Genomic DNA, 16,363 nt, shown 5'->3' on the forward strand with positions numbered 1-16,363 from the left:
GCCTACAGACTGTGCAGAACCTGCGTCGCCTTCACCGCGGCAGACGCCCGGTTCTCGACGCCGAGCTTCACATAGATCTGCTCCAGATGCTTGGTGACCGTGCGCGCGCTCAAGCCGAGGATCTCGCCGATGTCGCGGTTCGCCTTGCCCTTGGCGATCCACAGCAGCACCTCCGATTCCCTTGGGGTCAATGCGAAGTGCTGGCGCAACACCGCATCGTCGGAGCGGCGGTTTTCGGCGGTGAGGCGGAAGAGATGTTCATTCGGGCCGATCGAGCCGAGGAAGGATATCTGCAGGGACGACTGCTTGGGCTGGTCGAGCGTGAAGGTGCCGTCGTCGGGCGCTCCGGTGCGCAGGCGGTTTGCCATCCAGCCCGCGATGCGCCGGGTGACGATCGCCATGCCATCGTCGCGGCCGGTTGCGGCGTTGACGAGACGCGTCGCCTGCGGCGTCGACCAGCAGACGCTTCCGTCGCTGCGCACCGCGAGCAGATGGCGGCCGGCCGCGTCAAGTGCGACCCGTGCGCTCTGGGCCGAACGCGCGTTCGAGAGATGGACGCGAATGCGCGCCCTCAGCTCATCGATGTTGATCGGCTTGGTCAGATAGTCGACGCCGCCGGCCTCGAGCGCACGCACCACATGTTCGGTCTCGGTCAGCCCGGTCATGAACAGCACCGGCGTCTGGCCGACGGCGGCGTTGCCCTTGAGGCGTCGGCAGGTCTCGAAGCCATCGATCCCGGGCATGACGGCATCGAGCAGAATGACGTCGGGCGTGATGCGCTCGGCGATCGAAAGGGCGGCGCTGCCGGAGGTCGCGATCAGCACGGAAAAGCCGGATTGCTCCAGCGCTTCCGTCAAGAAACCAAGCGCCTCCGGGGAATCGTCGACGAGAAGCACGATGTCGCGGCGGTCGTTGGCCTCAGCCATGGGCGTCGTCTCCGTTGGCTGCGTTGTTCTTGAGGAAAGCGTCGTAGCCCGAGAGGTCGAAGGCCTGCACATAGGCGCGGGCGGCCTCAGCGAAGGGCTGGTGCTCGGGCTGCAGGGCAATCTCCGTCAGTTTGGCTTCGATGCCCCTGACATAGCCGATCTCTCCAAGGCGGATCAGCTCTTCCACGTGATAGGCGTCGGGGCGCGTCAACGGTTCGGCCGCCGGCGACGGGTGTGCTTGCTTCTCCTCTCCCTCGTGAACCCAAGTGAGGCCAAGGTGCACGGCGAGCTTGTCGGCGAGTTGCCCGACGGGGAAGGGCTTGGCGAGCGTGTCGTTGTGGCCGCGGAATGCTCCGGTCGCCGAGCCATCGCCGATATTGGCCGAAAGCATGATGATCGGCGCGATCTGCCCGCCCTGGCGCAGCCGCTCGACAAGCTCCCAGCCGCTCATGCCCGGCATCGAGATATCGATCAGGAAGAGGTCGGCGCCGAGGTCTTGAAGCAGCGCCAGACAATCGGCTCCGGACGCGGCCGTCAGCACCGTGAAGTCCATCGGCACGAGGATCTCGCGCATGAGGTCGCGATGGTCGGCATTGTCGTCGACGATGACGATGGTGCGGCGCGGGCCGAGATAGGAGGTGATACGGCGCGGGGCTGCGGGAGGTAGCGGACGATCTACCGCCGACAGCATCAGCCGGACGCGGAAGGTGGTGCCTTGCCCAGGCGTGCTGGTGACTGCGATTTCGCCGCCGAGCGTCTGCGTCAGGAGCCGCGTGATCGTCAGGCCGAGGCCGAGGCCCGGCATACTACCGAGATGTTCGGCCTCGCCGCGCTGGAACGGATCGAAGATGCGCGGCAAATCCTTGTCGGCAATGCCGCGGCCGCTGTCGGCAATCGTGAAGGTCGCCACCTGGCTGCGATAGGCGACATCCAGGCGGATGCCGCCACGCTCGGTGAACTTCAATGCGTTGGATAGGAGATTGACGAGGATCTGCCGCAGGCGCTTTTCGTCGGTCTTCACATGGCGTGGCAGGCCGCTAGCGCGCTCGTGCTCGAAGCTGATGCCCTTGGCCAATGCCTGCGGCCGAAACATTTCGACGATCTGGTCGAGGAAATCGTGAATGTTGATCTCATTGGAGTAGACCTGCAGCTTGCCGGCCTCGATCTTCGAGATATCCAAGAGGCCGTCAATCAGGCCGGAAAGATGGTCGGCGCTGCGCTTGATCACCTTGATCGCGCCCTGACGCGCCGGGGGGATCGTCTCGTCGCGCTCCAGAACCTGGGCGTAGCCGAGCACGGCGTTGAGAGGCGTGCGAAGCTCATGGCTGAGGCCGACGACATAGCGGCTCTTGGCGCGGTTGGCTGCTTCCGCTGTTTCCTTTGCCTGCTGGAGTGCGGCGTCGGTCTTCTTGTGGGCGGCGATTTCCTTCAGAAGCAGGGTGTTCTGGCGCGAGGATTCTTCTTCGGCGACGACGCGGCTGTCATGGGCGAGCACGTAGAACCAGGAGACGATACCAGCGAGCACGGCAAAGACGAAGAAGACGACGGCGACCGTGCGCTCGACGACCGCAGCGATCTCGGGAGATGTGCCGGCGGTCTGGTGGGCGATCATCGCGAGGATGAGGCCGATGCCGGCGATCGACAGCACCGCAGAGATCGCGTAGCGGCCGAGCCGCGTCGCGAGCTTTTCCGTGACGGTGCGTGGAAGCAACGTGGTCGCGACGGTCGCGACCTGGGCGTTGAAGCGGGCCTTCGGCTTGCACATGTCGTGGCAGCGGCTGTCGAGCGAGCAGCAGAGCGAGCAGATCGGCGCTGCATAGGCGGGGCACCAGGCCATGTCCTCCGGCTCGAACGGATGCTCGCAGATCGAGCAGGTGATGTCCATCCGGTTGGCCCAGCTCCTGCGCGGCTTGCGCGCGAGATAGAACTTGCCGTCGGTGCCCCAGGCAATCAGCGGCGAGGCGATGAAGGCGACGACCAGCGCGATGTATGGCGCGAGCGAGGCGGCAATCTCGCCGAAGGCACCGAAATGCGCTGTCAGCGCCACGGTCGCCGAGATCGCCATCGCGCCGAGACCCACAGGGTTGATGTCGTAGAGATGGGCGCGCTTGAACTCGATGCCGGGAGGCGACAGGCCGAGCGGCTTGTTGACGAAAAGATCGGCCGAAATCGTGCAAAGCCAGGCCATGGCGATAATGGAGAAGACGCCGAGTGTTTCCTCAAGCAGCCGGTAGATGCCGAGCTCCATCAAAAGGAGCGCGATGGCGACGTTGAAGACCAGCCAGACGACCCGGCCCGGATGGCTGTGGGTGAGCCGCGAGAAGAAGTTCGACCAGGCGAGCGACCCGGCATAGGCGTTCATGACGTTGATCTTCAACTGCGACACGACGACGAAGGCGACCATCAGGAGAAGTGCTGCCGTATCGGAGGGGATCATGTAGCCGAAGGCGGTGTAGTACATCTGCGCCGGATCGGCGGCTTTGGTCGAAGGCACACCGGCAGAAAGCGCCAGCACCACCAGGAACGAGCCGGCGAGCAGTTTGGGCGCGCCGACGATCACCCAGCCGGAACCGGCGAGAAAGACGGCGATGCGGTGGTGCAGCTTGCGCTGTCCGTCCGGCGGCAGGAAGCGCAGGAAGTCGACCTGTTCGCCGATCTGCGCCATCAGCGCGAAGATGACGGCAGAGGCCGCACCGAATTCGACGAGGTCAAAAGGCGCGAAGGTACCCGGAGGACCCGAGGCGTGATGCATGCCCGCATAGGCGAGCCAGGCGCCGACCTTCTCCCAATCGGCAAAGGCGATGAAGACGAAGGGCAGGACGTTGAGCACGATCCAGAACGGCTGCGTGATCAACTGGAACTTGCTGATCAGCCGCACGCCATGGGTGACGAGCGGGATCACGACGACGGCGCTCAGGATGTAGCCGATCCAGAGCGGTATGCCGAGCGCCAGTTCGAGTGCGCCCGACATGATCGAGGCCTCGATCGCAAAGAGGATGAAGGTGAAGCTGGCATAAATCAGCGAGGTCACCGTCGAGCCGATATAGCCGAAGCTGGCGCCGCGGGTGAGCAGATCGATGTCGACACCGTGGCGGATCGCATAGCGGCTGATCGGCAGGCCCACGGTCAGGATCATCAGGCTGGCGACGACGATCGCAACGATCGCATTGGTGGTGCCATAGGACATGGTGATGGCGCCACCGATCGCTTCCAGCGCCAGAAAGGAGATCGCGCCTATGGCGGTCTGGGAAATGCGTTCGGAAGAGAAGCGCCGGGCGCTCTTGGCGGTGAAGCGCAGCGCATAGTCTTCAAGCGTCTGGTTGGCGACCCAACGATTGTATTCCCGCCGGACGGGAATGATGCGCTGGCGTGCCGCCATGGGGGTCCTAACGTGCTGTCGCGGTAGTCTCTGCCTTTTTTCTTAGCACGGAAATTTTCTGCTTAAAATTGCTGCAATCGTAAAATGTGTCGGTAAAGCGGAAAATATGAGCGTGCCGAAATCGGATGCCCCATACTTTGAGAATGAGATCAGTTGCGGAGTGCAGCGGCCGTCAGTTGGGCCGGCAATAGATCGGATTGCTGATGGCCCGGCGGATCGTCTGTTTCGAGAGATCGTCCTCCGAGAGCGCCCAGGGCAAATTTTTGCCGTGGAGGGCCTCCCGGAATGTCTCGACGATCGCGCTCCGGTTGGCGGCCGCGGCGATTTCGGTCCGCAGGAACCGATCGGGCGAACCGGCATAGTGGGCGGTCCAGTCGTCAGCTTCGATGGTCTCTTCACCGACGATGCCGGAAGCGTCTAGCCACAGCAGCCGGTCGCCCTTGGCGCCGCGAGCCAAGGCCTCTGCGGTCACTGGGCCAACCACGGTCGATCCCATCGGTTGGCCGTTGGCGATCAGTTCGAGATGCGGGCCGGTGGGGCTTTCCGTCACGTAGCCGTGGCCCGATCTCATCGTGGCGAGCACGGCGTCTTCGGAGAGTTCATTGAGCCAGAGCACCGTCGTCGGGCGGGCGAGCACCAGCGGTCCCTCCGGCAATAGCCGCGCCGGTTGGTGGAAGTCGCTGCCGCCGATGGCGGAGATCTTCAGGCCCGAGGCGAGGCGCTGCTGGTAGCGCTCGAGCGACACCCAGTTCCAGGCGAGCCAATGGGATTGCCAGACCTCCATGCAGTCGATCTCAGGCAGTTCGTAGTCCCAGGGGATGGTCGGCTTGTCGTGGTTGACCGAGAGCAGGCCGCCGCGCTCATGCACCATGCTCGCGAGCGTGCGGGCATGCTCCGGCTTCGTCATGCGAAAATCGACCCAATCGTCGACGCCGAAGACATTGGCGTGGCCGACGGCGGTGGTGATTTCCATGGCGCGGATGAAGATGAGGTCGGCGGAGGAATGCGGATGGAAGTAGCGCCGCTGGGTGATGGTGTTGTGGTCGGCGACCGCAAGAAAATCGAGACCCGCCTGTTTGGCGGCGGCGTGCAGCAGTTCGGGCGAGCCAGCCGCATCCGAGTGGAAGGTGTGGCAGTGCAGATCGCCGCGATACCATCCGGACTGTTTGCGCACGGGGAACGTTCTTTCCGGCTGCGGCACGATGGAGCGCGGGCTTCTGTCGAAATCGACCGTCACGCGAATCTCGGCGCCTTCTTCGGGGATCTTGTAGAGGCCGAGCATCACCTTCCACTGGCCGGGCGGCATCTCGCCGTGAATGTAGCCGGGCGTGGCGTCGTCGGTAGCGATGAAGAAACGGTCACGCGCGCCACCGCTCCAGCCGCGAAAACCCTGGCCGGTCGGATACTCGGTCGCCCGCGGATCAAGCGCGCCGAGATCGATGATGCATGCCTCTGACTTCGGATAGCTGAGCGTCGCGTCGATGCGCGTTACACCTTCGGGCACCTCGAAGGGCAGATAGAAATAGGGATCGGCCGCCTGATGCTTACGGGTGATGCGCACGGCAAATTCCTGCATGGCGGCCTCAGCGCTCGTCTGCCGCGGGAATGCGGGCGCTGCTGTCATCGAAGAGGGTGATGTGCCTGGCGTCGAAGGCGAGATGGACTGAGGTTCCGACCTTGATCTCGTCGTCGGTGAAGATGCGCGCGGTGACGCGACCGTTGTCGCCGCGCTCCAACGTGACGAGGCTCTCCGGCCCCATGTTCTCGTTGGCGAAGAGTTCGCCGGAAACCACGTTCAGGTCGCCTGCGGCCGCGATACGCAAATGTTCGGGGCGGACACCGAGTGTCATCCTGGCTGATTTCGCCGCCTTGGCGATGGCGTCGGTGAGCGCGATCGGTGCGAGCTTCAGGCCATCGGCGCGCAGGTGCAGGGCGCCATCGCCGATGGATGCTTCGACGGGGACGAGGTTCATCGGCGGATTGCCGACGAAGTTGGCGACGAAGGTCGTTGCGGGCCGGCGGTAAATCTCGATCGGCGGCGCGAACTGCACGATCCGGCCCTTGTCCATGACGGCGATGCGGGTTGCGAGCGCCATGGCTTCGGCCTGGTCGTGCGTGACATAGACGGCGGTCATGCCCATGTCGCGCTGCAGGTGGTTGAGGAAGCCGCGCGCTTCGAGCCGCAGCTTGGCATCGAGGTTCGAAAGCGGTTCGTCGAAAAGATAGACCTCGCTCGGATAGACGAGCGCACGTGCCAGCGACGTGCGCTGCTGCTGGCCGCCGGAGATCTGGCTCGGCAGCCGCTTCATCAGGTCGCCGATCTTGAGGACGTCGGCCACTTCCTTGGCGCGGGCGTGGCGCTTGGTCTCCTGCTCGCCGCGCACCTTCAAGGGATAGGCGATGTTGTCGGCGATGTTCATGTGCGGGTAGAGCGCATAGTCCTGAAAGACCATGGAGATGCCGCGGTCCTTCGGATGCAGGTAGGTGACGTCGCGGCCGCCGATCATCACCCGGCCAGAGGTTGGCGTTTCGAGACCTGCGATCATGCGCAGGCTCGTCGTCTTGCCGCAGCCCGACGGACCGAGCAGGCAGATGAACTCGCCGTCGGCGATCTGGAAGCTGATGTCGGGCACGGCGACGAAGGCGCCGAAGGTCTTGGAGATGTTCTGGAATTCGACAGAGGCCATGACGGGTTTCCGATTACGACTTGATGCCACCAAAGAACCGGAAACCGAATTTCCAATTCACGAAGAGATAGAGGGCGATGACCGGCAGCGAATAGATCAGCGAATAGGCGGCCAGCAGCGTGACGATCGGCGTGCCGGCTTCCGAGTAGAAGGAGTAGATGGCGACGGATGCCGGCATCAGCTTGTCGCTGCGCAACAGGATGAAGGGGATGAGGAAGCTGCCCCAGATGTTGACGAAGGCCCAGACGACAACCACGACGATGCCCGGCCGGATGACCGGCAGCGCCACATCGAAGAACGCCTGGAGCGGAGAGGCGCCGGCGACCATCGCGCTCTCCTCATAGGAGCGCGGGATGGCGTCGATGAAATCGCGAAGAATGAACATCGCTGTCGGCAACAGCCCGCCGGCAAAGACGAGAATGACGGCAAGATGGGTGTCGATCAGGCCTGCCGCGGAGATGATGAGGAAAATCGGCACCATCGCCGCCGAGCCTGAAACGACCGACGAGAAGAGCAGCAGGATATAGGTGACGGCGCCCTTGCCCGGGATCGGTGAGCGCGAGAGGGCATAGGCCGCAAGCGTCGCCGCCGCGCCGACCAGCACCACGCCGCCCGCCGCCTGGATGAGACTGTTCAGCAGCGCCTGCATCGCGAAGGTGTTCTGGAAGACGGTGGCAAAATTCGAAAGCGTGAAGGGCGAGGGGATGGCAAGGCCGAGTTCGGCACGGGCATTGAAGGGTGCAAAGATGAACCAGACGAGCGGCAGTGCGAAGATCGTTCCGAGGAAGGTGGCGGCGGCGGCAAAGATCGCGCGCCGCACGAAGATGTTCTGAGTCTTCTGCATCATTCCGCCTCCACCGGCTTCTTGTGGGCAAGGCGAAGATAGATGAGCGCGAAGGCGAGATTGATCAGCATGATGACCACGCCGACGGCAGCGCCCTTGCCGAACTCGAAATCCTTGAACGCGATGCGGTAGGTGTAAATCGACAGGATCTCGGTGCGATAGGACGGCCCGCCATGGGTGAGCAGGAACGGCGTGAAGACGTTGAAGGTCCACATGGTGATGAGGATGAGGTCGGTGACGACATGGCCGCGGATCAGCGGCAGCGCGATGTCGCGCAGCTTCTGCCACGAGGTGGCGCCGGCGACATCGGCTGCCTGGAAGTAACTCGGCGGGATCGACTGGAAGGCCGAGTTGAACAGCATCATCGAGAAGGCGGCGCCCCGCCAGGTGTTGAAAAACACGATCACCCAGAACGGTTGTTGCAGCAGCCAGTCGCCCGGCGGCAGACCGAGGCCGCGCAGGATCATGTTGAGCGTGCCGTTGTCATAGTCGAGGAAGGCGAACCAGGCAAAGCCGATCACCACCTCCGGCAGGATCCAGGCGGCGATGACCGCGGTCTGCAGGAAGGATTTGAGCGTCGGCGTGACCGTCTGGCTGAGCCAGGCGAGCAGCAGCCCGAGCAGCGCCTGGCCGATCAGCGCCGAGAGCAGCACGAACTGGATCGTCAGGATCAGCGAAAAGCCGAACTGGCCGCGGGTAAAGAAGGTCGCCGGATTGAAGAGCGCGAAATAGTTCTGCAGGCCGACGAAATCGGGGTCGACGGCCGTGCGGCCGAGCAGTGTGCGGTTGGTGAAGGAAACGAAAATCACCCAGAAGAAGGGAACGATGACGAAGACCCCGACGAGGGCCGTGGCCGGTGCCAGAAAAATCGCGCCGGCGCGCGTCGAAAGCAGGGAGAATTTCTTCATGCGCGTTTCATGCCCATATCCTGGATCGGGAGCCCGGCCACGGATGGCAGCCGGGCGCTCTGTCGTTGGATCGAAGCGGGAGGGGGCCTCGTTGCGGCCGCATCCCGCATTGGCTTTAGAGCGTGCTGACGGTGTTTTCTTCACCGACGATGGCGATGACGGCCGCCTTGTACTGGGCCATCGCGTCCTCAGGCGAGAGCTCGCCGGAAACGACGCTTTCGGTCATGCGCTGGATCTCGGTCGAGACCTTGTTGTAATTGGCGTCGTTCGGACGGGCCGTGGTGATCGGCAGCAGCGTCGTTGCCGTTTCCGTCAGGAACGGCGAGTTCGGGATCGCCACGTCGTCGCGGATGCGGATGGCGGGCTGGATTTCCTGGAACGCGTCGAGCTGCTCCTTGCTGTTCATGAACGAGAGCAGCGCCCAGGATTCGGCAGGCGCGTCCGTATGCGGATTGATGACGAAGCCGGTGCCGCCGGACATCGTGACGAAATCCTGGCCGCGTAAGCCCTTTCCGGGTGCTGCGGCGGGCATCTTCTTCCAGGTCATGGTGTTGTCGCGATCGGCGACGGCGAATTCGGCGCCGGGCGCTGTGACCGAGCGATAGAACCAGTCGCCCTCGACGAGCATCGCCGTCTTGCCATCGCGGAAATTGGCGAAGGTGCGGTTGCGGCCGTCGGCAAGCAGCTGCGCGCGCTGGTCGCCGAGCTTGTCGTCGACATAGATGGTCTTGTAGAGCTTCAGCGTGTCGAGGATGCCCTGGCTCGAAACGATATATTTGCCGCTGTCGTCGGTGACCTGTTCGCCGGTGCCGAGCAGCGCCATCCAGTAGCCCTGCATCGTGGTCGCCTCGCCCATGGAGACGCCGGCGTTGAGCTGCAACGGGAAGCTGTCGGGGGCGGCCGCCTTGATCTTGCGGGCGGCGTCGAGCAACTCATCCCAGGACTTCGGCTGCCAGCTGTCGGCATCGAGCCCAGCCGATTTGAAGAGGTCCTTGCGCACGAAGATCATGCGGGCGTCGGTGCCGAGCGCGATGCCATAGGGCTTGCCCTGGTAGCTCATCAGCGCCTTGGTGCCGTCGGAGATATGCTGCCAGCCCTCCCACTTCGGAACGTCTGGGCCGGCCACTTCCTCGAGCGACTTCAGGAGATTGCCCTGGACGAAGCTCGGGATCAGGAAGCCGTCGAAGCCGGAGACATCAGGGCCGGCGCCGGTGGAGAAATCGAGCGCGAGCTGCTGCGTCAGCTGCTCGTCCTCGCCGCCGAACTGGGTGAGCTTGACGGTGACGTCCTTGCCTTCGGCCTTCATCTTCTCGGTAAAGGCCGGAATGACCTTCTTTTCGATCCACTCGGCCATGCCGCTGTTTACGCCGCCGATGATGCAGCGGCAGGTGATGTTGAGTTCGGTGGCGCTCACTGGTGCTGCAAAGGCGATGGCCGCGGCTGCGCCGAGCAATAGGGAATGAAACCTGGTACGCATGTTTTCTCCTCCCGGTCGATCCACTCAAGGACCTATGTGTCTGGCTGCGACAGTCCGTCCCTCCTCCAGGTCCGGCGTCTCGACGACGGTCAAGAATGAACACGCTTTCATCTTTGTCAACATGGATCATGTGTTCCGTTGGTAAAAATCGGCGGAATACCTATTCCGCTTGACGAAATCGTCGCGTTGCTCTCTTTTGTGAATGAACACGTTTTCATTTTGTGACGGATAGATGAACGAGCGCGCCGACAAGAAAGCTGCCCGAGCCACCGCAGACCAGGTGGCGCGCGAGGCCAATGTTTCCCGTGTGGCGGTCTCGCGGGCCTTCAATCCGAATGCGTCGCTGAAGCCGGAAAAGCGCGACCGCATCCTGCAGGTGGCGCGGGAGCTGAACTACACGCCCGACATGGCGGCACGCTCGCTGGTGACCGGTCGCTCGCATCTCGTCGGCATGATCGTGCCCGACGTCTGCAGCCCCTGGGAGAGCCAGGAGATCGACGCGTTGACGACGGCGCTGCAGGCGGAGGGCTTCGCGACGCTGCTCTTCAAGGCCAAGGCTGATTTCAGCATGGATCCGCGCCTGCTCACCTACATGCGCGGCTTCAATCCGGATTCCGTGATCGCCTTTACCGAGAACATCCTGCCCGATGTGCTCTGCGGCTTTCTCGACCGCGCGGTGCCGATCTACGTGATCTACGACGACGTGAAGCAGTTTGCAGGCGCCGCATCCGGTACGCTCTATGACCGCCTGCTCGTCCGGCAGAAAAACGGCATCGAGCAGGCGGTGGCCCTGCTTCAGGGCTATGGCGCGCGCCGCATCGCCTATCTCGGCGGCAAGGCGCAGTCGCTCGCCAATGCCGAGCGCGAGCGCACACTGAAGGAGACGCTCGCGGAGCGCGGCATGGATGCGCCGATCGTGCTTGCCGGCGATTACACCTACGACACCGCCTACCAGGCGACGCTCGATCTGTTCCGCATCGGCGAAGGTGCCGATGCGATCTTTGCGGCCAATGACGTCGGCGCCTTCGGCGCGATCGACGCGCTGCGCCACGAGCTCGGGCTTTCCGTGCCTGAGGACGTCAAGGTCGTCGGTTTCGACGACATCCCGCAGGCGCACTGGAAGAGCTACAACCTCACCACCGTGCGCATCGACCTCGAAGAGCGCGTGCGTGCGCTCGTCCGCCTCATCCTGATGCGGCTTCGTGCGCCCGATGCCGAGCCGTTTACCGAGACACTCAACACCCGCCTGATCGTGCGGGGCACCGTCGGCTGAAGGTAGCGAACATGACCGAAAAACGCATCCACGTCGTCTTCAAGACCCATCTCGACATCGGCTTTACCGATCACGCCGAGAAGATCCGAAAGCAGTATCACGAGCGCTTCATCCCGCAGGCGATCGAGACCGGCGCGCACTTCTACAACGAGAACCCGCACGAGCCGCTGTTCGTCTGGACGACGGGCGCCTGGCTGATCTGGGATCACCTGAATTCTCGCTCGAAGGAAGAGGTCGCCCGCCTTGAGCAGGCGATCGAGCGCGGCCTGATCCGCTGGCACGCGCTGCCCTTCACCACCCATACGGAGCTGATGTCGCCGGATCTTTTCAAGGCGGGGCTTTCCTATGCTCAGGAGCTGGACCATCGCTTCGGTCTGAAGACGATCGCCGCCAAGATGACCGATGTGCCCGGCCATACGCTCGGCATGGTGCCGCTGCTGGCCGAAGCCGGCGTGCGCTTCCTGCATATCGGCGTGAACTCCGCTTCGCCGCCGCCGGAAATCCCGGATATTTTTCGCTGGCGAGCGGCGGGCGGCGAGGAAATCGTCGTCATGTACCAGCGCTCCTATGGCGAGACCTATTTCCCCGAGGGTCTCTCCGACGGCTTGAGCTTCGCCCATACCAGCGACAACATCGGCCCGCAGAGCGTGTCGCAGACGGCCGAAGCCTATCGCGAGATCCTGAAACACGAGCCAGGTGCCGCCGTGCGCGCGGCGACACTGGAGGACTACGGCAAGCTTATTTGGGAGGCGCGCGAGCGTTTCCCGGTGGTGGAAAAGGAACTCGGCGACAGCTGGATCCACGGCAGCGGCACCGATCCGGAAAAGATCGCCCGCTATCTGGCGCTGCAGCGGCTTTACGACCAATTTGCCGGCGAGCGGATGACCACAAGCCGCCAGGCCTTCGGCCGCAAGCTGGCGCTGGTCGCCGAACACACCTGCGGCGTCGACATCAAATCCTTCCTGCGCGACGAGAAGGCCTGGGCACGCCCCGCCTTCGAGGCGGCGCGAAAGACTGATCCTCGCTTCCACTATACCGAAGCGTCCTGGGCGGAGCAGCGGGCCTATCTCGACCAGGCGGTTGCAGAGCTGGACGGCGAGGATGCGGTCCGCGCCGAGGCGGCCCTTGCCGAGATTGCCGTTCCATCACGGCCCGAGGCGACCGAGGCTGCTACGCGGCTCGATGTCGGCGGCTGGATCATCGAGCTTGATCCGGTAACCGGCGACGTTTCCGCGCTGACTGCGCCCGACGGTCGGACGGTCCGTGGCGCCAACGGTTCGCTGATCGCCTATCGCTACGAAAGCTATGACGCCGGCGACGTTCGCCGCCACATGGATACGTACCTTACACATTGGATGGATTGGGCGGTGCTCGACCACGACAAGCCTGGGCTTGCGAAGGTTGCGGAAGCGCGCTCGCAGGCCTACGCGCCCAAGCTCTACGGCACGACCGCAACATCCGTCCTTGCAGTCATGCCGGCAGAAGCGGTGGAGCAATTGGGCGCGCCTGCCGAAATCGCCATCGAATTTTCCGCCGGCAAGGACGGGCCCGATGTCCGGCTGTCCCTCTATGGCAAGAACGCCAACCGTATGCCGGAAGCGAGTTTTCTGTCGTTCACGCCCGAGGGACGTTCCGCCTGGGATGTGTGCAAGATGGGGCACTGGCACGCCACCGACAATTTCGCCCGCGCGGGCGGTGCACAGCTGCAGGCGGTCACGGCGGTGAGGGGGCGCTCGGAACCGGGCGTCGAGCTGATGGTCGAAAACCTCGACACGGCGCTGGTGGCGCCGCAGTCCTGGCCGTTCATGGCCTTCTGCAAGGACCTGCCTGACTATTCCGCCGGTGTCCGCTTCAACATCCACAACAACAAATGGGGCACCAACTTCCCCATGTGGTGGGGCGGTGATTTCACCACGCGCTTCAAGCTTAGCTTCAGCGGTCGGTGATCGTCAGCGGCTGCGGAGCGACGGAAGGCTCGTCCTCGTTCGGGTGGGCTGAGCCGGTCTCCCGGTGAAGACACCAGATGTCGACCGGAAGGCGACGACCTGGCAGCACGACCGCCTCGTGCGATATCCATGCGGCTTCAGGTGCTGGAGCTTGAAGCCGGCACATCAACGAGGCGGAGACGACAAGCGGCACCTGCAGCGTCTTGGTCATGGATTCCAGGCGCTGGGCCACGTTGACGGCGTCGCCGATGACGGTGAACTCGCTGTGGCAGCCGCTGTCGAGAACGCCGCCGACGACCGTGCCATAGTGCAGGCCGATGCCGGCATCGAGGGCCGGGTGGTTGTTGCGCGCGTTGTGGTTCTTCCAATCCGTGAGGATGTCGACGAGATCGAGCGCGCAGGCAAGTGCCCTGTCGGCGTCGTCTTCCTTCGGTCTCGGCTGGCCGAAGACCGCCATCACCCCATCGCCGATGAACTTGTCGACGGTGCCGCCGTGTTCGAAGATCGTCTGCGAGACGAGTTGGCGATATTCGGCGAGCACGAAGGCGAGCTCAGGCGCCGGTGCCGCCTCGGCAAAACGGGTGAAATCACGCAGGTCCACGAACATGATCGCGGCGCTGCGTCGCTCCAGCCCGAGCACATCGCCTTTCTCCTGCAGGGCGGAAACGACTAGCGGCGAGAAGAAGCGCGAGAGATTTTGTCGCCGCTGGTCGGCCTTCAAGGCTTCCTTGCGCGTCCGGTCGTGGTCGCGCGCAAGAAGATAGATGGCAAAGGCGGTGAAGCCGAAGCTCACGGTCAGGCCGAGATCCTGGTTGAAGAATGCCCCGAGCAGCGAAAGCGGTCCGGAGGCATCGTGCCTTGCAGCCGTCATCGCCAGCATCGTCACCCAGGCTATGAGCACGATGGCGGAAAAGAGGAGGACCAGGCGTCGCTCCAGCTTGAGTCCGACATGGACGAGCAGGATGAAGGCGACGACGAGGCTGGTCGTCGTCAGATTGTGGTTCGCTGTCACCGGGCCGGCCAGAATATGGGCGTAGAGCAGCAGCGCGACCAAGAGCGCATCGAGAACGACGAAGAGGGTCGTCAGCCAGGAGCGGCCGGGCAGATAGCGCGCCGTTGCCACCGACGCCACGCTGATGGCGAGATAGCTGACGACGACGACCGCGTGCATGCGTTCCGCGCCCGCGTTGCCGCCGAGCAGCAGACTTGCCAGCAGGATTGCGAAAGCAACGAAGCGCAGGGTGAGCGAACGCTTCTCCCGGGCCGTATCCCAATGCGGATGAAGTGAGGACGTCATGTCTTTCGGCATTCCCCCTGCGTCGACGGCCGGCGATAGCCGCTCTGCTACCAGTCGATTCGCGTCGAATATGTGGCGTGGCCGCAAGCCCGCTGACCTGCGGCCAGATTAGGTTCTAGGGCTTCCAACGATGGGAAGGTCAAGAAAGATACCATCGCTGCGCTGCAGCCGCCCGCGACCAGGTTATCAATCGCGTTCCTCTTTGCCCCCGGCGCCTACGTAGAATGACGTATGTGCAGTGCAGCGTGGCCGTCCGATGATCCCCTTAAGCAGCGGCCAGAAGCACCGAAAGGCCAGTTGCTCCAGAACGAGAGGGGTTCCATCAGATGACTATCAAGACAAGCGTGACCGGCGCATTCCTAGCCGCCATCCTGTCGACGACGGCTTTCAGCGGCGCTTTCGCCGCTGACGACACGATCAAGGTCGGCATCCTGCATTCGCTTTCCGGCACCATGGCGATCTCCGAGACGACGCTGAAGGACGCCATGCTGATGCTGATCGACGAGCAGAACAAGAAGGGCGGCCTGCTCGGCAAGAAGCTCGAGGCCGTCGTCGTCGATCCCGCGTCCGACTGGCCGCTCTTTGCTGAAAAGGCGCGCGAACTGGTTTCGGTCGACAAAGTCTCGGCGGTCTTCGGCTGCTGGACCTCGGTATCGCGCAAGTCGGTTCTGCCGGTGTTCGAGGAGTTGAACTCGATCCTTTTCTATCCCGTCCAGTATGAGGGCGAGGAAAGCCAGCGCAACGTCTTCTACACCGGGGCGGCGCCGAACCAGCAGGCGATCCCGGCCGTCGACTATCTGATGGAAAACGAGAGCGTCGAGCGTTGGGTGCTCGCGGGCACCGACTATGTCTATCCACGCACGACCAACAAGATCCTCGAAGCTTATCTGATCTCCAAGGGCGTGAAGCCCGAGGACATCATGATCAACTACACGCCCTTCGGTCATTCCGATTGGCAGACCATCGTTTCTGACATCAAGAAGTTCGGCTCGGCCGGCAAGAAGACCGCCGTGGTCTCGACCATCAATGGCGACGCCAACGTGCCGTTCTACAAGGAACTGGCGAACCAGGGCGTCAAGGCGGAGGATATTCCGGTCGTCGCCTTCTCGGTCGGCGAAGAGGAACTCGCCGGGCTCGATACCACGCCGCTCGTGGGGCATCTGGCGGCCTGGAACTATTTCCAGTCGGTCGACACACCCGCCAATGCCGAGTTCATCAAGACCTGGAAGGCCTATACCAAGAACGACAAGCGCGTGACCAACGATCCGATGGAAGCGCATTACATCGGCTTCAACATGTGGCTGAAGGCGGTCGAAAAGGCCGGCACGACCGATACGGACGCCGTTCTCGACGCGATGATCGGCGTCTCCGTCCCCAATCTTTCGGGCGGCTACTCGACGATGATGCCGAACCACCACATTACCAAGCCGGTGCTGATCGGCGAGATCCAGGGCGACGGCCAGTTCGAGACCGTCTGGGAAACACCCGGCCTCGTCGTCGGCGACGAATGGTCCGATTATCTGCCGGACTCCAAGGACCTGATCTCCGATTGGCGCGCGCCGATGTCCTGCGGCAACTTCAACGTCGCCACCGGCAAGTGCGGCGGCAAGGGTTCCTGATTTCATC

Annotated in this window: 11 protein-coding genes; 3 read left to right on the forward strand and 8 right to left on the reverse strand. The window is 63.3% G+C overall.

Annotated features, from left to right (window positions below; all coding sequences use genetic code 11):
- Window positions 1-2: 2 nt before the first annotated feature.
- From ASD63_RS31635 to ASD63_RS31665, 7 genes are all read right to left on the reverse strand, one after another.
- The gene (locus ASD63_RS31635; protein ID WP_060530430.1) at window positions 3-926 is read right to left on the reverse strand and encodes a response regulator transcription factor; all 924 of its coding nucleotides are present in this window, start codon (window positions 924-926) and stop codon (window positions 3-5) included.
- Window positions 919-4,305 carry an ATP-binding protein gene (locus ASD63_RS31640; protein WP_034805730.1) on the reverse strand — a complete coding sequence of 1,129 codons (3,387 nt, stop codon included), beginning with the start codon at window positions 4,303-4,305 and terminating at the stop codon, window positions 919-921. The genes ASD63_RS31635 and ASD63_RS31640 overlap by 8 nt, the downstream gene beginning before the upstream one ends.
- Before the next feature lie 172 nt (window positions 4,306-4,477).
- Window positions 4,478-5,881, reverse strand: coding sequence for a CehA/McbA family metallohydrolase (locus ASD63_RS31645; protein ID WP_060530431.1), 1,404 nt, complete (start codon window positions 5,879-5,881; stop codon window positions 4,478-4,480).
- A gap of 7 nt (window positions 5,882-5,888) precedes the next feature.
- Window positions 5,889-6,992, reverse strand: coding sequence for an ABC transporter ATP-binding protein (locus tag ASD63_RS31650; RefSeq protein WP_029742803.1), 1,104 nt, complete (start codon window positions 6,990-6,992; stop codon window positions 5,889-5,891).
- A 13-nt stretch (window positions 6,993-7,005) separates the two neighbouring features.
- Window positions 7,006-7,836: a carbohydrate ABC transporter permease gene (locus ASD63_RS31655; RefSeq protein WP_029742802.1), complete on the reverse strand. Its 831-nt coding sequence runs from the start codon at window positions 7,834-7,836 to the stop codon at window positions 7,006-7,008.
- Entirely contained in the window at window positions 7,836-8,744 is a 909-nt protein-coding gene (locus ASD63_RS31660; protein WP_060530432.1) for a sugar ABC transporter permease, read from the reverse strand. Before ASD63_RS31660 ends, ASD63_RS31655 begins: the two co-directional genes overlap by 1 nt.
- 115 nt (window positions 8,745-8,859) lie before the next feature.
- On the reverse strand, window positions 8,860-10,221 hold the full coding sequence (locus ASD63_RS31665) for an extracellular solute-binding protein (protein ID WP_029742799.1): 1,362 nt from the start codon (window positions 10,219-10,221) through the stop codon (window positions 8,860-8,862).
- A 232-nt stretch (window positions 10,222-10,453) separates the two neighbouring features.
- Here ASD63_RS31665 and ASD63_RS31670 point away from each other — a divergent pair, with 232 nt between their 5' ends.
- Both ASD63_RS31670 and ASD63_RS31675 read left to right on the forward strand, forming a co-directional pair.
- Window positions 10,454-11,494: a LacI family DNA-binding transcriptional regulator gene (locus tag ASD63_RS31670; protein WP_029742798.1), complete on the forward strand. Its 1,041-nt coding sequence runs from the start codon at window positions 10,454-10,456 to the stop codon at window positions 11,492-11,494.
- Window positions 11,495-11,505: 11 nt separating this feature from the next.
- Complete coding sequence (locus tag ASD63_RS31675) at window positions 11,506-13,440, forward strand: DUF5054 domain-containing protein (protein WP_060530433.1); 1,935 nt, start codon at window positions 11,506-11,508, stop codon at window positions 13,438-13,440.
- Here ASD63_RS31675 and ASD63_RS31680 read toward each other — a convergent pair.
- Complete coding sequence (locus tag ASD63_RS31680) at window positions 13,427-14,737, reverse strand: adenylate/guanylate cyclase domain-containing protein (protein ID WP_060522005.1); 1,311 nt, start codon at window positions 14,735-14,737, stop codon at window positions 13,427-13,429. The two genes, ASD63_RS31675 and ASD63_RS31680, sit on opposite strands and share 14 nt — an antisense overlap.
- Window positions 14,738-15,063: 326 nt before the next feature.
- On the opposite strand from ASD63_RS31680, the gene urtA reads away from it, so the two are divergent.
- Window positions 15,064-16,356 carry an urea ABC transporter substrate-binding protein gene (gene urtA, locus ASD63_RS31685; RefSeq protein WP_060522006.1) on the forward strand — a complete coding sequence of 431 codons (1,293 nt, stop codon included), beginning with the start codon at window positions 15,064-15,066 and terminating at the stop codon, window positions 16,354-16,356.
- Window positions 16,357-16,363 lie beyond the last annotated feature (7 nt).

It is taken from the genome of Ensifer sp. Root558 (assembly GCF_001427045.1).
GTDB classification, from domain to species: domain Bacteria; phylum Pseudomonadota; class Alphaproteobacteria; order Rhizobiales; family Rhizobiaceae; genus Ensifer; species Ensifer adhaerens.